The sequence below is a fragment of the Aeromicrobium sp. SP1 genome (assembly GCF_055663785.1).
In genome coordinates this window covers 297,107-318,971 of the sequence record NZ_JBQVVK010000001.1, presented here as the reverse complement: position 1 = coordinate 318,971, position 21,865 = coordinate 297,107, and the positions used below count along the sequence as shown (strand labels likewise).

At 71.1% G+C, this 21,865-nt stretch carries 28 protein-coding genes; 8 read left to right on the top strand and 20 right to left on the bottom strand.

The annotated features are described in order from the left end of the window. Window positions 1-7 precede the first annotated feature (7 nt). Complete coding sequence (locus ACT26F_RS01560) at window positions 8-766, top strand: SDR family NAD(P)-dependent oxidoreductase (RefSeq protein WP_471668717.1); 759 nt, start codon at window positions 8-10, stop codon at window positions 764-766. 4 nt (window positions 767-770) lie between these two features. Beyond that, complete coding sequence (locus ACT26F_RS01555) at window positions 771-1,604, top strand: alpha/beta fold hydrolase (RefSeq protein WP_471668716.1); 834 nt, start codon at window positions 771-773, stop codon at window positions 1,602-1,604. A 5-nt stretch (window positions 1,605-1,609) separates the two neighbouring features. On the opposite strand, the gene ACT26F_RS01550 is transcribed toward ACT26F_RS01555, so the two are convergent. The 13 genes from ACT26F_RS01550 to ACT26F_RS01490 all read right to left on the bottom strand — a co-directional run bounded on the left by ACT26F_RS01550 (window position 1,610) and on the right by ACT26F_RS01490 (window position 11,989). Continuing rightward, window positions 1,610-2,251, bottom strand: coding sequence for a TetR/AcrR family transcriptional regulator (locus ACT26F_RS01550; RefSeq protein ID WP_471668715.1), 642 nt, complete (start codon window positions 2,249-2,251; stop codon window positions 1,610-1,612). Window positions 2,252-2,255: 4 nt separating this feature from the next. Beyond that, complete coding sequence (locus ACT26F_RS01545; RefSeq protein ID WP_471668714.1) at window positions 2,256-2,792, bottom strand: hypothetical protein; 537 nt, start codon at window positions 2,790-2,792, stop codon at window positions 2,256-2,258. Continuing rightward, window positions 2,789-3,235, bottom strand: coding sequence for a hypothetical protein (locus ACT26F_RS01540; protein ID WP_471668713.1), 447 nt, complete (start codon window positions 3,233-3,235; stop codon window positions 2,789-2,791). The genes ACT26F_RS01545 and ACT26F_RS01540 overlap by 4 nt, the downstream gene beginning before the upstream one ends. 71 nt (window positions 3,236-3,306) lie before the next feature. Beyond that, window positions 3,307-3,597, bottom strand: coding sequence for a transcriptional regulator (locus ACT26F_RS01535; protein ID WP_471668712.1), 291 nt, complete (start codon window positions 3,595-3,597; stop codon window positions 3,307-3,309). After that, window positions 3,594-4,025 carry a hypothetical protein gene (locus tag ACT26F_RS01530; protein WP_471668711.1) on the bottom strand — a complete coding sequence of 144 codons (432 nt, stop codon included), beginning with the start codon at window positions 4,023-4,025 and terminating at the stop codon, window positions 3,594-3,596. Before ACT26F_RS01530 ends, ACT26F_RS01535 begins: the two co-directional genes overlap by 4 nt. Window positions 4,026-4,100: 75 nt before the next feature. Beyond that, on the bottom strand, window positions 4,101-4,925 hold the full coding sequence (locus ACT26F_RS01525; protein ID WP_471668710.1) for a PHP domain-containing protein: 825 nt from the start codon (window positions 4,923-4,925) through the stop codon (window positions 4,101-4,103). A 26-nt stretch (window positions 4,926-4,951) separates the two neighbouring features. Then, window positions 4,952-5,551, bottom strand: coding sequence for a histidine phosphatase family protein (locus ACT26F_RS01520; protein WP_471668709.1), 600 nt, complete (start codon window positions 5,549-5,551; stop codon window positions 4,952-4,954). A 16-nt stretch (window positions 5,552-5,567) separates the two neighbouring features. Continuing rightward, window positions 5,568-6,656, bottom strand: coding sequence for a MaoC family dehydratase (locus tag ACT26F_RS01515; RefSeq protein ID WP_471668708.1), 1,089 nt, complete (start codon window positions 6,654-6,656; stop codon window positions 5,568-5,570). Window positions 6,657-6,665: 9 nt separating this feature from the next. Then, window positions 6,666-7,961 (bottom strand): endonuclease/exonuclease/phosphatase family protein, encoded by a 1,296-nt coding sequence (locus tag ACT26F_RS01510; RefSeq protein WP_471668707.1) that lies wholly within the window; start codon window positions 7,959-7,961, stop codon window positions 6,666-6,668. A gap of 90 nt (window positions 7,962-8,051) precedes the next feature. Continuing rightward, a complete protein-coding gene (locus ACT26F_RS01505) occupies window positions 8,052-8,837 on the bottom strand; it encodes a sulfotransferase (protein ID WP_471668706.1) in 786 nt (261 codons plus the stop codon). A 30-nt stretch (window positions 8,838-8,867) separates the two neighbouring features. After that, window positions 8,868-9,344, bottom strand: coding sequence for a YflT domain-containing protein (locus ACT26F_RS01500; protein ID WP_471668705.1), 477 nt, complete (start codon window positions 9,342-9,344; stop codon window positions 8,868-8,870). A gap of 31 nt (window positions 9,345-9,375) precedes the next feature. Then, the gene (locus tag ACT26F_RS01495; protein WP_471668704.1) at window positions 9,376-10,569 is read right to left on the bottom strand and encodes an acyl-CoA dehydrogenase family protein; all 1,194 of its coding nucleotides are present in this window, start codon (window positions 10,567-10,569) and stop codon (window positions 9,376-9,378) included. 40 nt (window positions 10,570-10,609) lie between these two features. Then, window positions 10,610-11,989 carry a WS/DGAT/MGAT family O-acyltransferase gene (locus tag ACT26F_RS01490; RefSeq protein ID WP_471668703.1) on the bottom strand — a complete coding sequence of 460 codons (1,380 nt, stop codon included), beginning with the start codon at window positions 11,987-11,989 and terminating at the stop codon, window positions 10,610-10,612. A 99-nt stretch (window positions 11,990-12,088) separates the two neighbouring features. Between ACT26F_RS01490 and ACT26F_RS01485 the strand changes: the two genes are divergently transcribed. Beyond that, the gene (locus tag ACT26F_RS01485; RefSeq protein WP_471668702.1) at window positions 12,089-13,105 is read left to right on the top strand and encodes an alpha/beta hydrolase; all 1,017 of its coding nucleotides are present in this window, start codon (window positions 12,089-12,091) and stop codon (window positions 13,103-13,105) included. 19 nt (window positions 13,106-13,124) lie between these two features. Here ACT26F_RS01485 and ACT26F_RS01480 read toward each other — a convergent pair whose 3' ends face one another. After that, complete coding sequence (locus ACT26F_RS01480; protein ID WP_471668701.1) at window positions 13,125-14,003, bottom strand: DMT family transporter; 879 nt, start codon at window positions 14,001-14,003, stop codon at window positions 13,125-13,127. A 101-nt stretch (window positions 14,004-14,104) separates the two neighbouring features. Here ACT26F_RS01480 and ACT26F_RS01475 point away from each other — a divergent pair, with 101 nt between their 5' ends. From ACT26F_RS01475 to ACT26F_RS01460, 4 genes are read left to right on the top strand one after another with little or no spacing between them, the layout of a single operon-like run. Beyond that, complete coding sequence (locus ACT26F_RS01475) at window positions 14,105-15,337, top strand: magnesium transporter MgtE N-terminal domain-containing protein (protein WP_471668700.1); 1,233 nt, start codon at window positions 14,105-14,107, stop codon at window positions 15,335-15,337. Further along, on the top strand, window positions 15,330-15,863 hold the full coding sequence (locus ACT26F_RS01470; RefSeq protein ID WP_471668699.1) for a DUF1003 domain-containing protein: 534 nt from the start codon (window positions 15,330-15,332) through the stop codon (window positions 15,861-15,863). Before ACT26F_RS01475 ends, ACT26F_RS01470 begins: the two co-directional genes overlap by 8 nt. A 43-nt stretch (window positions 15,864-15,906) precedes the next feature. After that, window positions 15,907-17,055 (top strand): Mrp/NBP35 family ATP-binding protein, encoded by a 1,149-nt coding sequence (locus ACT26F_RS01465; protein ID WP_471668698.1) that lies wholly within the window; start codon window positions 15,907-15,909, stop codon window positions 17,053-17,055. Window positions 17,056-17,064: 9 nt separating this feature from the next. Further along, window positions 17,065-17,379, top strand: coding sequence for a sec-independent translocase (locus ACT26F_RS01460; protein WP_471668697.1), 315 nt, complete (start codon window positions 17,065-17,067; stop codon window positions 17,377-17,379). Between the two features lie 17 nt (window positions 17,380-17,396). Here ACT26F_RS01460 and ACT26F_RS01455 read toward each other — a convergent pair whose 3' ends face one another. Next, window positions 17,397-17,957, bottom strand: coding sequence for a sigma-70 family RNA polymerase sigma factor (locus ACT26F_RS01455; RefSeq protein ID WP_471668696.1), 561 nt, complete (start codon window positions 17,955-17,957; stop codon window positions 17,397-17,399). Window positions 17,958-18,112: 155 nt separating this feature from the next. Between ACT26F_RS01455 and ACT26F_RS01450 the strand changes: the two genes are divergently transcribed. After that, a complete protein-coding gene (locus tag ACT26F_RS01450; RefSeq protein ID WP_471668695.1) occupies window positions 18,113-18,742 on the top strand; it encodes an O-methyltransferase in 630 nt (209 codons plus the stop codon). Window positions 18,743-18,746: 4 nt separating this feature from the next. Here the strand turns inward: ACT26F_RS01450 and ACT26F_RS01445 are convergent, their stop codons facing one another. The 5 genes from ACT26F_RS01445 to dapE form a co-directional block, all read right to left on the bottom strand. After that, a complete protein-coding gene (locus ACT26F_RS01445; protein ID WP_471668694.1) occupies window positions 18,747-19,076 on the bottom strand; it encodes a hypothetical protein in 330 nt (109 codons plus the stop codon). A gap of 26 nt (window positions 19,077-19,102) precedes the next feature. Beyond that, window positions 19,103-19,264: a DUF3117 domain-containing protein gene (locus tag ACT26F_RS01440; RefSeq protein WP_019145023.1), complete on the bottom strand. Its 162-nt coding sequence runs from the start codon at window positions 19,262-19,264 to the stop codon at window positions 19,103-19,105. Window positions 19,265-19,355: 91 nt separating this feature from the next. Further along, a complete protein-coding gene (locus tag ACT26F_RS01435; protein ID WP_471668693.1) occupies window positions 19,356-19,859 on the bottom strand; it encodes a hypothetical protein in 504 nt (167 codons plus the stop codon). A gap of 87 nt (window positions 19,860-19,946) precedes the next feature. Next, window positions 19,947-20,726 carry an LOG family protein gene (locus ACT26F_RS01430; protein WP_471668692.1) on the bottom strand — a complete coding sequence of 260 codons (780 nt, stop codon included), beginning with the start codon at window positions 20,724-20,726 and terminating at the stop codon, window positions 19,947-19,949. Further along, on the bottom strand, window positions 20,719-21,792 hold the full coding sequence (dapE, locus tag ACT26F_RS01425; protein WP_471668691.1) for a succinyl-diaminopimelate desuccinylase: 1,074 nt from the start codon (window positions 21,790-21,792) through the stop codon (window positions 20,719-20,721). Before dapE ends, ACT26F_RS01430 begins: the two co-directional genes overlap by 8 nt. Window positions 21,793-21,865 lie beyond the last annotated feature (73 nt).

The window sequence follows — 21,865 nt, the reverse complement described above, 5'->3', positions numbered from 1 at the left end:
GGCCCCCATGACTCGCACGGCCCTCATCACCGGCGCGACGGCCGGTATCGGCAACGCCTTCGCCCGGGTGCTGGCGCAGCGCGGCACGAACCTCGTGATCGTCGCCCGCGACACCGCTCGCCTGGAGCAGGTCGCGACCGATCTCGCCCACCGGCACGGCATCGACGTCGAGGTGCTCACGGCGGACCTGGCCACGAGCGAGGGCATGGACCGCGTGGCCGACCGGCTCTCCGAGAGCGGCCGCCCGATCGACCTTCTCGTCAACAACGCGGGCGCCTCGCTCGCCGGCTGGTTCGGCACGACCGACATCGCCGACGAGGATCGCCAGCTCGACCTGCTGGTGCGCGCCCCGATGCACCTCATGGACGCGGCCATCAAGTCCATGTCGGGTCGCGGCCAGGGCGGGATCATCAACGTCGCCAGCGTCGCGGCGTTCACCCCGCGCGGCGCCTACTCCGCGCACAAGGCGTGGCTCGTCAACCTCTCGCAGTGGGCGAACATCCACTACTCCGACGTCGGCATCACGGTGCAGGCGCTGTGCCCGGGCTTCACCCGCACGGAGTTCCACCAGCGGATGGGCGCCAACATCGACGACGTGCCGCGCTGGATGTGGCTCAAGGCCGATCCGCTCGTGAAGGCGTCCCTCAAGGACCTCGAGAAGGGCAAGCCGATCTCGGTCCCCTCGCTGCGCTACAAGGTCCTGGCCGCGCTGTCGCGCCACGCCCCGGCCGCCCTCGTGGCCCGCATCGCGAAGCGCGGTCGATGAGTCGATGAGCGTTCCCAAGTCCCTGGAGATCCCCGAGGGCGTGGAGGTGCTGCGGATCGACACGGCCCGCACGACCCTCGCGGTGCACCTCGTGCGCGCGGTCGGCGAGCGCGTCGGCTCGATCCTGCTGGTGCCCGGCTGGACCGGCAGCAAGGAGGACTTCACGCCCGTGCTGCCGCTGCTGGCGGCGGCGGGCTACGACGTCGTCACGTACGACCAGCGCGGCCAGTACGAGTCGCCGGGCGGCGTCCACGACGACTACTCGCTCGGCGCACTGGCCGAGGACGCGCTCGCGCTCGCGGACGTCACGATCGAGGAGCCGGTCTTCCACCTGCTCGGTCACTCGTTCGGCGGCCTCGTCGCCCAGACGCTGACGATCGACCACCCCGACCGGATCCGCACCCTGAGCCTGCTGTGCTCCGGCCCGGGCGCGCTGGGCGACTCGCCCGCCCGTCCCCTGCAGCGGATCGCCGCCGCGATCGGGAAGGTGCCGCTGCTGCAGATCCACCAGTTGCGCGAGCAGGGCATCAAGCGTCCCGCCCAGGTCACCGCGTTCCTCGCGAAGCGCTTCACGGCCAACGCCCCCGCGTCACTCAAGGCCATGACGCAGCACCTGATCGACGCGCCGGACCGGATCGACGAGGTCGCCGGGACCGGTGTGGCCTGCTGGGTCGCTCGCGGCGAGGACGACGATGCGTGGCCGTTCGACGCGCAGGCCGACATGGCCCGGCGACTCGGCACCGAGGTCGTCGTGCTGCCGTCGGCCGCCCACTCCCCCGCCGTCGAGGCGCCCGAGGAGCTCGTCGACGACTGGCTGGGCTTCCTGCGCGACCACTGACGCCGTCAGCGCGGTCGGTGCCGGCGCAGCGTCGCGGCGAGCGTGCGCCGGGCGAGCGGGCCGAGCCCGTCCAGCACCGACGCGACGGTCGCGAGGGCGGCGAAGGACCGCTCGGTCGTGCCCGGCTCGCGCACGGGCTCGGTCAGCTCGAAGCCGACGAACGCCGCCATCAGCAGGTCCGTGAAGGCCTCCGGATCGAGGACGCCCTCGAACGGCGAGCCACCCACGGCGAGTCGCCGGGAGATGTCCAGGATCGGACCGCGCCAGAGGTCGAGCGCCGCGCGCGATGCCCGGGCGAGCTCCGGATCGGTCTGCGCGGCCGCGAGTGCCTGGCCCAGCACCGACACGCTCCCGGCAGCCCGCTCGGCCGCCTGCACGTCGCGGGCGAGAGCGACGAGGTCCGCGTAGCTCGCCGCCGCCTCGAACCTCGCGCGGTGCAGGTCGACGCGCGCCTGCGTGCCGACGATGCAGGCCTGCGCGACGAGCTCGTGGACCGAGCCGAAGTGGTAGAACACGAGGCCCTGCGCGACCCCGGCCCGCTGGGCCACGGTGCGCGCCGAGATCGCGGCGATCCCGTCGGTGCCCATCATGTCGATCGCAGCGTCGACGAGCCGCCGCTTCGACTCCTCGGCTGACTTGGGGGGCACGGCGTCAGTCTCGCAGGGCCACGGGACGCGCGGAGACCGACCGCGCCGGACGGTCCTTGGGGCTGAACTTCCACAACATCGTGATCGTGGTCGCCCCGGCGACCACGGCCGCGCCGATCGACCAACCCCACGCCTCGAGTGCCGGGATCCGGAACCCGGGCTCGTGGAAGGCCTCGGACGGCGGGAAGAGCATCGGCGCCACGGTGAGCAACGCGAGGAGTCCCTCCGCCAGCACGAGGCAGGCGACGGTGAGTCCGGCTGCGAGTCGAGCCCCACGGTGGCCGCACCACGACTCGAGCCACGGCCAGACGAGCGTGACCACGAGGACCGGAACGACTCCGAAAAGGCCTCCCACCTGCGGCCCCACGAGCACGACGAAGTAGGCGAGCAGGAGGGTGCCTGCAAGGAAGTCCCCCACCGCCGACTGCGACGTCCAGTCGAAGCCCGGGATCGCTCTCGTCCACCCGTAGCCGAATCCGCACAGGATCCCGCAGACCGGAGCCGCCAGGAGCCCCGTACCGAACACGTCCACGCGGGTCACCGGTGCGCTCCTCGGCGGCCCGCACACCAGGAGCTGATCCACAGCGAGACCACGGCCGTCGCGAAGGCCAGCAGGCCGAGCGCGGACCCCCACGGCAGCATGGCCAGCACCGATTCGTCGCCGATCACGCAGTACAGGACCAAGAACTCGGCCGTGACGAGCACCCCGACGAGGGCCGAGACCACGGGGACGGCCGCTCCGGGCGCACGTCGCGCGATGGCCGGCCAGGCCAGGGACGCCAGCACCGCCGGCACGAAGCCCACGCACAGGCCGACGATCGCGGCGAGCAGCATGGCCGCGAGCAGCACGCGCAGGGTGCCGTCACCGAGGTCGTCGTGCCCCGTCACCGCGATCAGGAGAGCCCACCCGACGATCACCACGACGCCGAGGGAGATGGACGCGATCACTCCCGTCCCCATCACCCGTGCCCGACTGAGTGGCATGTCCCCTCCTGGTTCTTGAGCACTCGCTCAAGAACGAGAGTACACCTGACCGGTGGCCTGGGACGAGGGGTTCAGCCGACGATGGCGCGCAGGGCGGCCACGTGGGCCCGGTAGGCCCGCCGGCCGACCGCCGTGAAGGACGCCCACGTCCGGACCCGGCTGTCCCGGGTCCCCTTGGAGACCGTGACGTAGCCGGCGTCCTCGAGGGCCCTCACCTGCTTGCTCAGCACCGACTCGCTGACGCCCAGCTGGTCGCGCAGCAGGGCGAACTCGACCTTGCCGACCGTGTCGAGCACGGCACAGATCTGCAGGCGGTGCGGGGCGTGGATCAATGGATCGAAGGCCGCGTCGACGGCGCTCACGGCTGCTGCTCCAGACTGCGCTGCCAGTCGGTGTCCCAGCGCGGGCCGAGGATCGCCCAGCTGGCGAACGTCACCACCGCGGCGACGACCGCCGGCACGACACCGAAGACCGCCGCGACCAGCAGCCCGACCACGGAGACGACGATGATCAGCCAGGCCCGCCAGGCGCCGGGCTCGCGCAGCGTCGCGAACGTCACGACGCCCGTGTGCCGGCTGTACCAGACCATCGCACCGACCACGATCGCGAACCCGAGGGCGTACAGCCCCCATCGCCACGCGTCCTCGAGTCCGATCGCCACGGTCACCAGGGCCATCCCGAATCCCGCAAGGGCGTAGTAGCCGGTGGGGCTGGCCGCTCGCTCGGCCGTCTCCCGGCGCGTGGCGCTGATCGCTTCCAGCGCTTCGCGCGCCTCGTCCTGCTCGCTCATGACGTCTCCTCGGTCGACTTTCCGGTGTGGAAAGTCTAGCCGTGACTTTCCACAACGGCAAGCCATGCAGGAAAGTCAGCCCAGCAGTCGCTCCAGCTCCGCAGGGTCGGTCGTGTTGGCGCCGAGGTGGAACTGCGGGCCCTTGCCGGTGCCGTGGTAGTCGCTCGAGCCGGTCCTGGCCAGCCCGAGGTCGTCGGCGATCGCGGCGAGCGCCGTCCGGGCGGCGGGGGCATGGTCGGGGTGGTCGACCTCCAGACCCGCCAGTCCCGCCTCGGCCAGCCGCGCGAGCACCTCCGGGGTCAGCTTGTCGCGGCTCTCGCGCGCCCACGCGTGTGCGATCACGGGGGTGCCGCCGGCGGCGCGCAGCAGTTCGATGGCGCGGAACAGGTCGGCGGAGTAGCGACCGACGTAGGCGGGCTTGCCCGGGACGAGCCAGTCGCGGAACGCCTCGTCACGATCCTTGATGTAGCCCTTGGCGATCATCGCGTCCGCGACGTGCGGGCGGCCCCACGCGGCGGCATCGCCCGCCACGGCGATGACCTCGTCCTCGGTCAGCGGCATCCCGTGCTCGGCCAGCCTGGCCAGCAGCCGGGGCAACCGCTGGGTGCGACCGCCGAGCACCCGCTCGAGCTCCTCGACGAGTGGCGGATGCGCGGGATCGAACTCGTAGCCCAGCAGGTGGACGCTGGCGCCCTCGTACTGGGTCGAGATCTCGATGCCCCGGACGAGCCTGATCCCCGCCTCGTCCGCGGCCTGCTGCGCCTCCTCCCACCCCTCGGTCGCGTCGTGGTCGGTGAGGGCCACGACGTCGAGTCCCGCGGCCTTCGCCTGACGGACGAGCTCGGCGGGCGTGTCCGTGCCGTCGGAGCGGTTCGAGTGGGTGTGGAGGTCGATGCGCACGGGACGAGACTATCGGCGCGGAACCCTCAGGCCCTCGCCGCGCGCTCGCCGCCCATGACGTTCCACCGCTTGACGACGGGCTGGCCCCGGTCGTCGCTGAGGACGGAGTACGTGGCCGTGTCGAGGTCGAAGATCCGGCCGTCGGCGACGGGAAGTCCGAGCCACCGGGCGGCCAGCACCCGCAACGAGTGCCCATGGGCGAACACGAGGGTCCGACCGGTCAGCTCGCGCGCCCGGGAGACGACGCGGTCGAGCCGCTCCCCCACCTGCTCGGCGGTCTCGCCGCCGGGGCACGGATGCGTCCAGACCGTCCAGTCCGGCACCGTCTCGCGGATCTCCTCGGTCGTGACGCCCTCGTACTCGCCGTAGTCCCACTCGGCCAGGTCGGGGTCGACCTGCGGCGTGAACCCCGCGAGGTCCGCCGTCTGCGTCGCCCGCAGCCGTGGACTGCTCCAGACCCGGTCGAAGTCGAACGGGGCGAGCATGTCGCGCAGGGTCTGCGCGTCGGCTCGCCCACCCTCGGTCAGCGGCAGGTCGGTCGTGGAGGTGTGTCGCCACGCCTTGCTCCACTGGGTCTCACCGTGTCGGACGATCCACAGTTCGGTCTCCGCCGCGAGCACGTTCACCCGCTCACGGTAACGGTCAGCGCGGGACGAGCGCCCAGTAGTCGAGGTCGAGCAGGACGCCCGGGGCGTACTTGCCCTCCTCGCCGCGCAGCGTCATCGACTCGTCGCGACCCTTCGTGGCGACGAGGCGGAGCCGCAGGGCACCGACTCCGGCGGCCGAGGTCTCCGCCTTGTCGAGCACCTCGCTCCAGGCGTAGACCGTGTCGCCGGCGAAGGCGGGAGCGGTGTGGGAGCCGCCGTTGATCGCCGCGATCAGCTGGGCGTTCGCGAGGCCGTTGAACGACAGCGCCCGCGCCATCGAGATCACGTGACCGCCGTAGATCAGCCGGTTGCCGTCGGGGCGCGCCTCGACGTTGAAGTGCACCTTGGCGGTGTTCTGCCACAGCCGGGTGGCCAGCATGTGCTCGGACTCCGAGAGCGTGACCCCGTCGACGTGGTCGATCCGCTCGCCGACGGCGTAGTCGTCGAACCGGTGGGGCTCCCCAGCCGCCGCGAAGTCGTAGTCCGTGAAGTCCAGGCCGGCCGGGAGCACGAGGTCCTCGGGAGCGACGACCGAGGCCAGCTCGGGCAGGACGGTCTCGGGCGCCGGGGACGACGCATCACGCTTGTGCACCATGACCCAGCGCGCCCACTCCAGCGCGACCTCGCCGTGCTGGTCGGTCGCGGTCGAGCGCACGTAGACGACGCCCGACTTGCCGTTCGAGTTCTCCTTGAGGCCGATCACCTCCGAGCGGGTCGCGAGGGTGTCGCCGGGGACGATCGGGCGGTGGAAGCGGCACTCGGCGTACCCGAGGTTGGCCACGGCGTTGAGCGAGACGTCCGGCACGGTCTTGCCGAAGGCGATGTGGAAGGCGATGAGCTCCTCGACCGGCGCACCGGCTCCGTCCGGCGCGGCGAGGCCGACGGAGGCGGCGAACGTCGCGGCGGACGGGATCGCGAACCGCGTCGGGTAGAGCGCGCCGTACAGGGCGCGGTCGCCGTCGGTGACGGTGCGGGGCGTGGCGTGCTCGATCACCTGCCCGAGCGTGAAGTCCTCGAAGAAGTTGCCGGGGTTCGTCTTGCTCATGTCGTCCTCGCTGGTCGCCGATGGTGCGGGCACCATCATGGCCGATCGTCAGAACGCCAGTGTCGCGGCGACCATGTTGTGGTCCGACGGCGGGGTCTTCGCGTACTTCGCCGTGCGCAGCCTCGCGTCGACGACGGTCTGCCAGCCGCGGCCCATGAACGGCGCGGTCGCCAGCACGTAGTCGATCCGCACGCCCTGGTACCGGTAGTACGCCGCGGGCGTTCGGCCCCGCGTCCTGGTGTGCTTCGCGTTCTTGTACATGCAGACGTTCACACCCGCGCCCACCTTGTCGCCGGCGCCCGTGTTCGTGGAGTTGTAGTACGCGTACAGGCGCCGCCCGACGTGCAGCGGCACGCGGCGGTTGCTCGACGTCAGCGAGGTCGTCACGCCCACCGACCGGCACGAGCCTCGGTACGACGCGCGTTTCGTGCGGGTGACACGTCGGTCGGTGCCGAGCAGGTCCGTGTAGCCGGCCCGGGTCAGGTCGTCGACCGCCGTGGTGCCGCGGTAGCGGCCCGTCGAGTTCATGTCGCCGACCAGGACGACCGGCAGGGACTGCCCCTCGTACTGGCGCGCCGCCGCGAGCGTCGACGCGACGACGGCGGCCTCGCGCCGACGGAACGCGTTCGCCGTGGCACTGCCGACGCCCTTGCCGCCGTACCTCGCCTCGAGGTGGGTGTTCGCGAACAGGAACAGCCGCTCGGTCGCCCGGACCCGGAACACGGTCCAGTCGACCGTCCGCGGGTTCGAGCCGCCGCTGGGCAGGTGCCCGACGCCCTGGGTGACGAGGTCCAGGACCCGCGAGTCGTACACGGTGCGGTTGTCCGACGAGCTGCGATCGGCGTCGTTCGTGCACGTGCGCCAGTCGGCGGCGCGGCCCTGCCACGTGCCGTTCCAGAGGGGCAGGTTCGTGCCCGTCGTCCGGCAGTTCGAGCGGTAGGTGTTCGTCACCCGGTACGGCGAGCCGGGCGTCCGCGCGTTCATCAGGTCGACGACCTGCTCGTACTGGGCGTGGTTCCGCTGGCCGCTGGGCCGCCGCGTCATCCAGGCTCCGGAGGCCTCCTGCAGGCCCAGGACGTCGGGCGAGCACCGCATGATCATGTCGACGACCCGGCCGGCCCGCTTCTCCCACACGGGCTGCTTCGAACCGGTGTTGTAGCCCGTGATGTTGTACGAGGCGACCAGCAAAGGCGTCCGTCCTGCGAGGGCCCCTCCGGCCGAGGTCTCGCGCGCGACGTCACCGTGGGCGGCGCAGCGCGAGGGCGTCGCCGCCTCGGCGGGCGGCGTGGCGGTCAGCAGCCCGGCGGCGGCCACAACGGCGAGCAGTGTGCTGCGCAGCCGCATGAGATCCCCTGGTCCCGGCGGCACCGTGCCGCCTCCGGCCAGGAGTCTACTTTCACATCTGTCTCGTCCGCACCAGAAGTCACACCGGTCTCAGAAGGAGTGCGGTGTGTGCAGCACTTGGTCGACGCGCTCACGGTCGAACGGCTCCCCGAGCCACGTGAACAGCCCGGAGAGGATCTCGGGATCGGCGAGGTAGTCGTCGTAGTGCACGCGGTACGTGGCATCGCCGAGCTCCGCCTCGGCCCGTGCGAGCCGCGCGTCGTAGTCCGCGACCTGGGCGAGCGCCTTGTTGCGGTCCTTCTCCGCCCACCACTTGCTCTTCACGACGTCCTGCGCATTGCGACTGTTGAGCACGAACCGCGCGCCGGGGAACACCGTGCGCGCGAACTCCAGCGTCTCGACGATGTCGCGTCGCCACCAGCGGATCTCCTTGAAGCCGGTGACCCGCGTGTCGGGCTCCGGCTTGAGCAGGACCTCCAGCATGTGCCGGCGATACGACTCGGCCGCCTGCTCCGGCGAGTACTGGTCCATGCCGAACCACGGCAGCGTCGGGTCTCCCCCGCGCACCTTGGCGAGCCGCTCGCCGATCTTGCGGGCGTTCTCGTGGAACGTCTCGAGCGTGCCGGCGTTCTCGCCGCGGACGAGGTACCCGGGGATCGAGTTCAGCAGTCCCTGCAGCAGGGTCGATCCCGACCGTCCGTACGTGACGATGAAGACGTAGCCGTACTCCGGCTGCTCACGCGCGAGCACCAGATCGCGCTCGAGCCGGCCGTTGTCGAGCTCGAGGGCGGCGTTCGCGCGGCGCAGGGCGTCGCGATCGTCGACCAGTCGGCGCAGCGGCGGGATCTTGAGTGCGACGTCCTTGGCGAGCGACATGATTCCACGGTACCGGGGGCCGCTGAGGGCTCAGGAGATGGTGGTCGCGCCCGGCATCCGCGCGAGCAACTCCTGGCCCTGCGCCAGGAACTTGTGCTCGACGAGCACCTCGAACTTGCTCGGCAGTACCGCCTTGACGCTGGAGAAGTCGCGGCGACCGCGCTGGGCGAGGTAGCCCAGACCCGAGAAGATCAGACCCCACACGATGCCCAGCAGGACGCCGAGACCCACGGCGCCCAGCCACTCGCCCTCCTGGGCGAAGATGCCCAGCAGCAGGCCGATCAGCAGGCCGAACCACGCCCCGCCGAGCACGCCGCTCAGCAGCACCCGGCCCCACGTCAGTCGGCCCGTGACGCGCTCGAGCTGCTTGAGCTCGGTGCCCACGATCAGGACGTTCTGGACGGGAAAGCCCTCGTCAGCGAGGTAGTCGACGGCCTTCTGGGCCGCCGCGTAGTCGTCGTGGACCCCCAGCGACTGCGGGTACTCGAGCGAGAAGATCTGAGCCATGCCTCCGAGCGTAGTCGCGCCCGGCGAGCGGTCAGAGCTTGTAGTCCTTGAGCAGGGCCCGGCCGATGATCATCTTCTGGATGTCGGAGGTGCCCTCGCCGATCAGCATGAACGCGGTCTCGCGGTAGATCCGCTCGATCTCGTACTCCTTGGAGTAGCCGTAGCCGCCGTGGATGCGGAACGACGCCTCGACGACCTCGTTGGCGTACTCGGAGGCGACCATCTTGGCCATGCCGGCCTCGACGTCCATGCGCTCGCCGGAGTCCTTCAGGCGGGCGGCGCGGACCATCATGTTGTGGGAGACCTCGACCTTGGTGCCCATCTCCGCGAGCCGGAACAGCACGGCCTGGTGGTCGGCGATCTGCTTGCCGAACGTCTTGCGCTGCTGGGCGTACGCGATGCCGAGCTCGAACGCGCGGATCTGCAGGCCACATGCGCGGGCGGCGACGTTGACGCGACCGACCTCGACGCCGTCCATCATCTGGAAGAATCCCTTGCCCGGCGTGCCGCCGAGGATCTGGTCGGCCGAGATCTCGTGGCCCTCGAGGATGAGCTCGGTCGTCTCGACGCCCTTGTAGCCCATCTTCTCGATCTTGCCCGGCACCGTGATGCCCTGCGCGGTCTGGCCGAAGCCCGGCTCCTTCTCGACCAGGAACGTCGTCATGTTCTTGTAGACGCTCTCGGCGCCCTCGTCGGTCTTGCACAGCAGGGCGACGAGCGTGGACGTGCCGCCGTTCGTCAGCCACATCTTCTGGCCGGTGATCGAGTAGGAGCCGTCGTCCTTCTTCGTCGCCTTCGTGCTGACCGCCGAGACGTCCGAGCCCAGTCCGGGCTCGCTCATGCTGAAGGCGCCGCGGACCTCGCCGGTCGCCATGCGCGGGAGGTACTTCTGCTTCTGCTCGTCGGTGCCGTGGTGCATGAGCAGGTACGCGACGATGAAGTGCGTGTTGATGACGCCCGAGACGCTCATCCAGCCGCGCGCGATCTCCTCGACCACGAGCGCGTAGGTCAGCAGCGACTCGCCCAGTCCGCCGAACTCCTCGGGGATCGTCAGACCGAAGACGCCCAGCTCCTTGAGCCCCTCGATGATCTCCGTCGGGTACTCGTCGGCGTGCTCGAGCTCCTGCGCCACCGGGATGATCTTCTTGTCGACGAACTCGCGGATCGTCTTGAGGATCTCGGACTGGATGTCGGTCAGTCCCTCGGTCGTGGCCAGACGTCCCATGGCGGTGCTCCTCGAAATCTTGGTCGGAATCGCAGGCAGCCTACCCCTCGAGTTCTGCCAGCGATCGTTCGAGGTGGTCGAGCAGCCGCTGCAGGCCCGGCAGCGTCTCGCGGCAGCCGACGATGCCGACGTCGAGGCTCCCGCTCCGGCCGATCACGGTGACGTTCACCGCGAGGCCGTTCATGACGATCGACAGCGGATAGATGCCGTCGAGCCGGGCGCCGTTGAAGTACACGTCCTCCGTGGGCCCGGGGACGTTCGAGATCACGATGTTGAACGGCGGGTTCGCCGCATGCACGTAGCCGGGCACCATCGCGAGCGCCATGGGCGAGAGCCTGACCGCCGAGACGGCGATGACCTGCAGCGGGGACAGCTGTCCCAACGCGGACTTCGCGTGCCGCGACGACTCGGCGATCACCGCGAGCCGATCGGGCCCGTGCTCGAGGTGGGTGCCGAGGTTGACGATGATCGCGCCGACCTTGTTCCCGCCGGTGTCGGCGCCCGCGCGGCCGGCCTTCTCCTCACGCAGGCTCAGCGAGACGGGGCACATCGCCGTGAGCGGGTCGTTCGGCAGTGCGCCGAGCTCGAGCAGGTAGGCACGGAAGGCGCCGGAGACCATCGCGCAGACGACGTCGTTGATCGTGACCTCGTACGTCCGCGCCACGGCCCGGATCCGGTCGATCGACCACGACTGGGCCGCCACCCGGCGCGCCCCGCTGATCGGGCCGTTGAGGATCGTCCGCGGCGCGACGAGCGGGCTGATGTCGCGGTCGCGGAGCAGGTCGACACCCGTCGAGAACAGGGCCGGCCCCATTCCCGCCACCTCGCGGGCGAGTTGTCCACTGGCGCCGACCGCTCGGCCGGCCGCGCCGAGCAGCCCACCGCCGGACCCGCCCGACTCGCGAGGCGGCCGGTGCCATGCCGCCCGCGAGTCCCGTGCGTCCGGGTCCGGCGTGAAGGCCCGGCCGAGTGCCTTCATGGCCGAGACGCCGTCCATGAGCGAATGGTGGGTCTTGCAGTACCACGCGACCCGGCCGTCGGAGAGACCCTCGATCACGTGGCTCTCCCACAGCGGGCGGTTCCGGTCGAGCAGGGTGCCGTGCAGGCGCGACGTCAGCGCGAGCAGCTCGCGCACGCGGCCCGGCCGCGGCAGGGCGGAGTGCCGCACGTGGAACTCGAGGTCGACCTCGTCGTCGTGCACCCACTGGATCGCGCCGCGCAGGGCGAACGGCGCCGCCGGATGCTTGCGGAAGGTCGCGCTCAGCGGGAACCCGGACCGGGTCAGCTCGACGAGGTCGCGCGCGAAGTCCACACCGGCGTCCGGCGGCGGGTCGAGCAGCATGAGGCTCGCGACGTGCATCGGATGGTCCCGCGTCTCGCCGAGGAGCCACATCGAGTCCGTCGGTGACATCAGCGACATGGGCGCTCCTGGGGGTTCCGGGCGGTATCAGTACGCCAGTAGTAGTCTCATGTGACGTAGGTCACAAGGGCCCTCAGCGTACTCCCGGAAGGAGCGGTCATGTCCCTGCCGTTCCAGAGCACGCCCTTCTCCGCCCGGCGCCGGGCCGCGTCCCGCCCGGCGAGCGTGGGTCCCGCCGTCGAGCCGACCGTCTTCCCCCGCGTCAGCACGCGCTCCGCCCTGCTCGGGGCGACCCTGCGCCACGGGGTCCGGCCCGCCGTCAGCGCATGGTCGCTGCTGCCGCTGCGCGCGTTCCCCCCGAACCTCGTCGAGCTCGCGAGCGCTCCGCTGCCCGACGCTCCCGGCACGACCCGCCACCGCGTGAACCTGCCCGAGTGCGCCGGCGAGATCGTCACCGCCCCGGGCGTGCGGTCCCAGGGCCCGATCGTCCTGTACTTCCACGGCGGCGCGTTCTTCTCGTGCGGACTCAACAGCCACCGGCGCATCGTCACCCGCCTGTCCCACGCGGCGGCGCAACCGGTGCTGCACGTCGAGTACCGCCAGATGCCGCGCGCCTCCGTCTCGACCTCGATCGCCGACGGCGTCGCCGCCTTCCGCTGGCTCGTCGAGCGCGGCCACCGCCCCGAGGAGATCACGATCGCCGGCGACTCCGCGGGCGGCTACCTCGCGTTCAGCGTCGTCCGCGCCGTGCTGGACGCGGGTCTCGGTCGTCCGGCCGGACTCGTGGGCATCTCGCCGCTGCTCGAGATCGACCCGCGGGCCAAGTCGAGCCATCCGAACGCGTGGACGTGCCAGGCATTCTCCCCCGCGTCCCTGCGCCGGCTGGCCGCGGCCATCGAACGCGTGGACCGGCGCACCGGCGTCGCGGGCACGCGCACGTGCCCCGTCGACATGGACGTGACGGACTTCCCGCCCGTGCTGCTGCACGTCGGATCGCGCGAGATCCTGCTGTCGGACTCCGAGCGGATGGCGAACCTGCTGCTCGCGGCGGGTGTCGCGTGCGAGCTGCAGATCTGGACTGACCAGGTGCACGTCTTCCACGCCGCGGCGGGCTGGCTGCCCGAGGGGCGGCAGGCGTTCGCGCAGATCGGCGACTTCGTCCGCGGCCTGGTCTGACCGGCGTCCCCGCGCGGCGTCAGTCGGCGCCGAGCGTCTCCTCCGGCACGCGGCGCCCGCCGAGGATCACGACGGCGAGGCCCGCGAGGATCACCACGATGCCCGCATACGTCAGCCAGGGCAGCGACTCGCCCAGCCATGCCGCGGCGATGAGAGCCGCTCCGGGCACCTCCAGCAGCAGCATGAGCGAGACGACGACCGGCGGCATCACCGCGAGGAGGTGGTTGATGATCGAGTGGCCGAGGAACTGCGCGCAGATCATCACCGCGACGATCTTGAGCCACGCGTCCGCGGACCACCCGGACAGCGGGACCCCGGCGGCGAGGCACGCGACGAGCAGCAGCAGCGAGCAGATCCCGTAGCAGGAGAAGGTGTAGGCGGTCGTCGACATCGTCTCGCGCACGCGGGCACCCGCGACGACGTAGATCGCCGCGAACAGCCCGCCCGCGAGCGCGAGTGCGTCGCCCGCGATCGCCTCCCGCGAGACGCCGAGGTCGACGCCGGAGATCGCCATCACGCCGGTGACCGCCATCGCGGACCCCAGCACCACGGCGGGCGAGGCCCGGTGCCCGCGCAGCGCGTCGATCGCGATGACGAACAGGACCTGCATCGAGACGAGCGCGGTGGCCGCCGCCACGGACGTCAGCTTGAGGGCGCCGACCCACGAGGCGAAGTGTGCCGCCAGCGCCGCGGCCGCCACCACGGTCAGCAGCCAGCTCCGCCGGCCCTGCGTGACGATCTGCTCGCGATGGCGGATCAGCGCGAGCGGGGTGAGCAGGCCCGTCGCCATGGCGTTGCGCCAGAAGGCGATCGCCAGGGCGGGCGCGGCGGTCGCCGCCATGAGCGGCCCGGAGAACGCGACCCCGACGACGGCGATCACCGCGAGGACGAGATTCACCGCGCCAGTGTCTCAGGCCGTGCCGGACGGGTCCCCCGGGCCGCTCGTGACTCGCCGACCGGTCCCGGGCGCCGACGCGCCCGGCCGGTAGCCTCAGAACCGTGACCAGCCAGCCGACCCGGATCTTCGTGTCCCGCATCGTCGGGCAGGCGGTCTTCGATCCCGTCGGCGACCAGGTCGGCAAGCTGCGCGACGTCGTCGTCGCCATCCGCGGCGCCTCGCAGCGGCCGCGCGTGCTCGGACTCGTCGTCGAGGTCCTCGGCCGCCGCCGCGTGTTCCTCCCGGTCACCCGCGTCACGTCGATGGACTCCGGTCAAATCATCACGACGGGCGTGCTGAACCTGCGTCGCTTCCAGCAGCGCTCCACCGAGACGCTCGCCGTCCACGAGCTGTTCGACCGCCACGTCACGCTCGACGACGGCACCCCCGCGAGCCTCTACGACATCGCGATCGAGCAGGACCCCCGCCGCGACTGGTACGTCTCGGCCGTCGCGGTCGCCGAGCACGCGAAGCGGTTCGGCCGTCGCGGCACGAGCCACGTGCTCGCGTGGGACGAGGTCCGCGGGCTCGCCAGCGAGGCGGCCGCCCAGGGCGCCACCCACCTGCTGGCCACGATGGACGAGATGCGCCCGGCCGACCTCGCGAACGCGCTGCGCGACCTGACCCCCAAGCGCCGCATGGAGATCGTCGCGGAGCTCGGCGACGAACGCCTCGCCGACGTCCTCGAGGAGCTGCCCGAGCGCGTGCAGGTCGAGATCCTGGGCGTCCTCGACCCCGAGCGCGGCGCCGACGTGCTCGAGGAGATGAACCCCGACGACGCCGCCGACCTGATCGGCGAGCTCCCCGCCCAGACCGCCGAGCAGCTGCTCGGCCTGATGGAGCCCGAGGAGGCCGACGACGTCCGCCGGCTGCTGTCCTACGAGGAGCGCACGGCCGGCGGCATGATGACGACCGAGCCCGTCGTCGTGGCGCCCGACGCGACGATCGCCGACGCCCTGGCGATGATCCGCGAGCCCGAGCTGATCCCCGCGCTCGCGTCGATGGTCTACGTGTGCCGACCGCCGATCGAGACCCCCACGGGGCGCTTCGTCGGCGCGGCCCACTTCCAGGCCCTGCTGCGCGAGCCACCCTCGACGCTCGTCAGCCAGATCGTCGACAACGACATCGACTGGCCGCGGCCGACGACGAGCCTCGCGGAGGTCGCCGGGATGCTCGCGGCGTACAACCTCGTGGCCCTGCCCGTCGTGGACGAGAACCAGCACCTGCTCGGCGTCGTGACGATCGACGACGTGCTCGACCACCTGCTTCCGGAGGGGTGGCGCGAGAATGGCTGAGCGCGAGCGCGAGCGGCTCGACCAGCCGCGCGACCTGCGCCGGGGCCTCGGCACCCGGCTGGCGGCCCGCCGCGAGGCCGCCGACCCCGAGCGGTTCGGCCGCTTCGCCGAGTCGGCGGCGCGGTTCCTGGGCACCGCCCGGTTCATCGCGTGGATGACGGTCTTCATCCTCGTGTGGATCATCTGGAACGTGCCGTGGGGCCCTGATCGGTACCGCTGGGACGAGTACCCGTTCATCTTCCTGACGCTCATCCTGTCGCTGCAGGCGTCCTACGCGGCGCCGCTGATCCTGCTCGCGCAGAACCGCCAGGAGGCGCGCGACCGGATCGCGGCCGAGCAGGACCGCGACGCGGCCACGCGCTCGCACGCCGACATGGAGTTCCTCGCCCGCGAGGTGGCGAGCCTGCGCATCGGCCTGGGCGAGGTCACGACGCGTGACTTCCTGCGCGGCGAGCTGCGCAACTTCCTCACCGAGCTCGAGAAGCACGACGAGCCCGACGCCGAGGGCGACCCGACCACGCCTTGATGCGCCCGGAGTGGCCTCGTACCCGCCACGTAGACTGGAAAACATGGCTGCACCGACCCAGGACCAGATCACCGAGGCCCTCTCGAAGGTCAACGACCCCGAGATCAAGCGCCCGATCACCGAACTCGGCATGGTCGACGCGGTCACGATCGGCGAGACCGAGATCGTCGTGCGCCTGCTGCTCACCGTCGCGGGCTGCCCGCTCAAGGACACCCTGAACCGCGACGTCACCGCCGCGGTCGCCACGGTGGCCCCGGCGTACACGGTGCGCGTCGACATGGGCGTCATGACCGACGAGCAGCGCAAGGCCATGCAGGAGCAGTTGCGCGGTGGCCGCGCCGAGCGCGAGATCCCCTTCGCGCAGGCCGGCTCGCTGACGAAGGTCTACGCGATCGCGTCCGGCAAGGGTGGCGTCGGCAAGTCGTCGGTCACCGTGAACCTCGCCGTCGCGATGGCCAAGCGTGGTCTCAAGGTGGGCGTCGTCGACGCCGACATCTACGGCCACTCGATCCCCGACATGTTCGGTGTGGGCGACCAGCGCCCCACGCAGGTCGAGGACATGATCATGCCGGTCCCGATTCCCGGCGACCTCAACATCAAGGTCATGAGCATCGGCATGCTCAAGCCACGCAGGGACCAGGTCGTCGCCTGGCGCGGCCCGATGCTCGACCGTGCGCTCGTGCAGATGCTCGCCGACGTCTACTGGGGCGACCTGGACGCACTCTTCCTCGACCTGCCGCCGGGCACCGGCGACATGGCGATCAGCCTGGGCCAGCACCTGCCCAACGCCGAGTTCGTCGTGGTCACCACGCCGCAGCAGGCCGCCGCCCAGGTGGCCGAGCGCGCCGGCACGATGGCGTCGATGATGCACCAGCGCGTCGTGGGCGTCATCGAGAACATGTCCTGGCTGCAACTGCCGAACGGTGACCGGATGGAGGTGTTCGGCTCCGGTGGCGCCGACGCGGTCGCCCGAGGGCTCAGCGCGCGGCTCGGCTACGAGGTGAACGTGCTCGGACAGGTGCCGCTCGAGGAGCAGGTGCGCGAAGGCGGCGACTCCGGTTCGCCGATCACGCTCGTCGCGCCGGACGCGGAGTCCGCCAAGGTCCTGCAGCAGGTCGCCGACCAGTTGAGCGGCCGTTCCCGTGGGCTGGCGGGTATGCAGTTGGGCCTGTCGCCCGCCGGTCGCCTCTAGACTTCCCCCGTGTTCGGCATCGGCTTACCCGAGTTGGGGATCATCCTCGTCCTCGGACTGCTGGTGTTCGGCCCCGAGAAGCTGCCGTCGATGGCACGCGAGGCCGCTCGACTCGTCCGCACCGTCCGCCAGCTGGCCGACAACGCGAAGACCGAGCTGACCCGCGAGCTGGGCGACGACTTCAAGGATCTCGACCTGCGCGACCTCGATCCGCGGTCCGCGGTGCGCGACGTCATGTGGGCCGACCCGACGCCTCCCCCGGTCCCGTCGGCACGCATCCTGCGCCCCAACGAGGTGCCGCCGTTCGACCGTGAGGCCACCTGAGGCCGCTGGGGGTGCGGTCAGGCGCCGAGGGCGCCGAGCACGCGCGAGTGGTCCGCCTGCGGCTCACGGTGCGCCAGTTCGCGGCGCATCTGCTTGCGACCACGGTGGATGCGCGTGCGGATCGTCGAGACCTTGACGCCGAGGATCGCGCCGATCTCGTCCGCGCTCAGCTGCTCGACGTCCGAGAGCACGACGGCGACGCGGTACTCGCTCGGCAGGGTGGCCAGGGCGGCCTCGATGTCGGGATCGAAGCCCGCGTCGTGGACGAGGTCCGAGGGAAGGGACCGTCCGTCGACGAGCCGTTCCTCGTGCGCGGCGGAGAGGGAGTGGGTGGGCTGTCGCCCGGCCCGCCGCGCACGATCGAGGAACAGGTTCGTCGTGATCCGGTGGATCCAGCCACCGAAGTTCCCGGGCTCGTACCGGTCGAGGGAGACGAAGACGCGTTCGAACACGTCCTGGGTCAGGTCCTCGGCATCATGGCGGTTGCCCGTCAGCCGAAGCGCGAGGCGGTGGACCTGTGCCGCGTGCTGGGCATAGATCTCGGCCTGCGCCTGAGGGATCGGCGTGGGGACCGGCATGAACCCATCGTCGCGCCACAACCTGAGAGAAGCCGAAGAGCGACCTGACGGTTGTCGAAGTGCGATCCGTGCGGCGACACCCTCACTTCGCACCGGAGAGAGGGCTCCGCGTCGATAGGCTGGAGCCGACCTGCCGGACGAATGCGAGGCACCCCATGACCACCCCAGCCAGCTTGGCCTTCGCCGAGCAGTACCAGCCCGAGGACGAGCACCTGCGCGCGGCGCGGGCCCATGCCGAGACCGTCGGCGTCGTCCCCGTCCTGCCCGGCGCCCGCGCCGCGCTGGCCTTTCTCGCCGGCGCTGCCGGCGCCCGGAGCATCGCCGAGATCGGCACCGGTACGGGCGTCTCCGGACTGGCGCTGCTGCGCGGCATGCTGCCCGACGGCGTGCTGACCTCCGTCGACCTCGAGGCCGAGAACCAGCGCCTCGCGCGCCAGGTGTTCCTCCGCGCGGGCATCGCGCCGACGCGCTTTCGGCTCATCACCGGTTCGGCCCTCGAGGTGCTGCCCCGGCTCAACGACGGCGGCTACGACCTCGTGTTCTGCGACGGCGACAAGGTCGAGTACGGCGAGTACCTCGACGAGGCGCTGCGGCTGACCCGTGCGGGCGGCTTCGTGGTGTTCGACAACGCCCTGTGGCACGACCGCGTGGCGGACCCGTCCCAGCGCGACGCCGAGACCCTCGCGATCCGCGAGCTGGTCGAGCGCGTCGGCGTCGACGAGGACCTCTCGGCGCTGCTGCTGCCGCTCGGCGACGGACTGCTGGTCGTGCAGAAGCCCTTCTGAGGGCTCAGCTCTCGAAGCGGGCCGCGGACCGGAAGCCGGCCGGGCCGCGCACCACGGCCACGACCTCGAACGCCTCGATGAGCTCCGGCGGCGATCCGACGATCTGCGTGCCGGGGACCTCGGTCGCCCGTTCGGTGAAATCGGCCTGGAACTGCGCGCGCGACTCATCGCTCACGAAGACGTAGGTTCCCTCGAACCACTCGCCCTCGCGGGCGCGCCACGTCTTGAAGCGCAGGCCGGGCTGCCCGGCGAACTTCGAGTGCGACTCCGTCTCGACGTACTCGCGCAGTCGCTCCAGTGAGTCTGCGGGTGCGCCGGTCAACGACCAGCGCACGGAGAGACCGTACATCGGTCGCCGACTCAGACGGCCTTGAGTGCGTCGCCGAGTGTGGCGGCCTCTTCGTTGTTCAGTTCGACCACGAGACGTCCGCCGCCCTCGAGTGGAACGCGCATGACGATGCAGCGTCCCTCCTTGGTGACCTCCATCGGTCCGTCACCGGTCCGAGGCTTCATGGCGGCCATCTGTACCCCTCTCGTCGCACGCCCGTGGATCGGGCACGTCCTCCATTATCGCCCATGGCAGGGACGGATTCACGCGAAGGGTCGAGGAAGATCAGGCGCTGCGACGCTCGTGGGACCGCTCGTCGACCCGATCGGGGCGCTCGGGCGACACGATCGCGGGGTCGATCTCGGGCCGCAGGCCGAGCATCGCGACTAGCTCCTGCTCCGTCGCGAGGCGCTCCTCGAGCTCGTCGATCTGCGAGCTGCCCGCAGCCAGGTCGGCCCGCAGGCGCGCGATCTCGGCCTCGCTGGCGCGCAGACGCTCGGTGACGGCACGTCGGAACGACGCGTCGACCTCGAGGTGCTCGCGCTCGCGGTCGGCGACGAGCTTGGCGTCGCGGACGCGGTCGCGGGCGAACCGGTGGCGGACCTCGCGGATCTCCTCGGACATGAGAACGGTCGACGAGATGCCGGCCGAGAGGGCCACGCAAGCGGCCATGATGAGTGCCGGCACCGTCTGCATCGTCACGGCGACGATGACGACGACGGCGGCCAGAGCAAGCACGATCACTGCGGACGTCACGCGCAGCGAACGGGGAAGTGTGCGGCTGGACATGCCGCCAGCGTAGGTCCCGGGTGCCCGGCCGCCCGGGACGGCACGCCGAGCGCAACGCAAACTTTCAGGTGTTACCTGAGGCTTGTGTCAGCCCTCCTCGGCGGTGAACCACGCGACCGCCTCGTCGATGTCGTCGGTGAGCTTGATCCGGTCGAGGTCGGCCGGGAGGATCATGCCCGCGGGCAGCATCGTGTCGCGGATCCAGTCGACGAGGCCGCCCCAGTACTGCGTGCCGAACAGGACGACGGGGAAGGTCGTGATCTTGCCCGTCTGCGCGAGCGTCAGCGACTCGAACAGCTCATCCATCGAGCCGAAGCCGCCGGGGAAGACGACGTAGCCCTGGGCGTACTTGACGAACATCGTCTTGCGGACGAAGAAGTACCGGAAGTTGATGCCCAGGTCGACCCAGTCGTTGAGGCCCTGCTCCATCGGCAGCTCGATGCCCAGACCCACCGACGTGCCGCCGCACTCGCTGGCACCGCGGTTGGCGGCCTCCATGATGCCCGGGCCACCCCCGGTGATGACGCCGTAGCCGGCGGCGCACATCGCGGTCGCGAGCCGGCGGGCGGCGTCGTACATGGGGTCGTCGGTCCGGGTGCGCGCCGAACCGAACACGGCGACGCACGGGCCGAGCTCGGCGAGCCCGCCGAAGCCCTCCACGAACTCGGACTGGATCCTCAGCACCCGCCACGGATCGGTGTGCAGCCAGTCGTTCGGGCCGCGACTGTCGAGCAGTCGCTGGTCGGTCGTCGACTGCGGGACGTGCTCGCCGCGCAGCCGGACCGGCCCGCGGCGCCACTCGTCGGGCCGGTCCCTCGTCTCGACTCCGGGCGGCGTGGGATCGCTGGGGGTGCGCTCGTCAGTCATCGATGTCCTCCGTCAGCCACGTGCGCAGTCGAGCGAGCACCCGCTCCAGGTGCTCGACGGGTACCTGCTCGTCGGCCTTGTGTGCGTACTTGGGGTCTCCCGGTCCGTAGTTCACCGCGGGCACGCCCAGCAGCGTGAACTTCGCGACGTCGGTCCAGCCGAACTTGGGGCCGACCTGTCCGCCGACCGCCTCGACGAACGCCGCGGCCGCGGGGCGGTCGAGGCCGGGCAGGGCGCCGGGCGCCGAGTCGGTGACCTTGAGGCCATGGCCCTCGAAGACCTCCTGCAGGTGCGTGAAGGCCGCCTGCTCGTCGCGGTCGGGCGCGAACCGGTAGTTGACCGTGACGACCGCCTCGTCGGGGATCACGTTGCCGCTCACGCCGCCCGTGATGCCGACCGCGTTGAGCCCCTCCCGGTACACGAGGCCGTCGATCTCGACCTCCCGCGCCGCGTACGTCGCGAGCGTGTCGAGCACGGGAGCCAGGTCGTGGATCGCGTTGTGGCCCATCCACGAGCGCGCCGAGTGCGACCGCTCCCCCGTCGTGCGGATCTCGACGCGCATCGTGCCCTGGCAGCCCGCCTCGACCCCGGCGTTCGACGGCTCCATGAGGATCGCGAAGTCGCCGGCCAGCCAGTCGGGGTGCTCACGCGCGACGCGGCCGAGGCCGTTGTGCTCCGCCGCGATCTCCTCGGCGTCGTAGAAGACCCACGTGACGTCCCGGGCGGGCGCGACGAGCTCGACGGCGAGCTTGAGCGCGATCGCCACCCCGCCCTTCATGTCGCACGTTCCCAGCCCCCACAGCACGTCACCCTCGAGCCGTGAGGGCAGGTTGCCGTTCGCGGGAACCGTGTCGATGTGTCCGGCGATCACGACCCGCTCGGCTCGGCCGAGGTCGGTGCGCGCCACGATCGTGTGGCCGTCGCGCACGACCGTGAGGTGGTCGCAGTCGCGCAGTGCGGCTTCGACGGCATCGGCCAGCTCCTGCTCGTCCAAGCTCTCGGAGGCGGTGTCGACGATCGCCCGCGTGAGCGTGACGATGTCGCCGGACGGGTGCAGTTCGGTCACGCGTTCACCCTAGTGCGGAGCACGGCGCACACCCCGTCGCGGCAATCTCCCCGACTAATACGCATTACGTGGT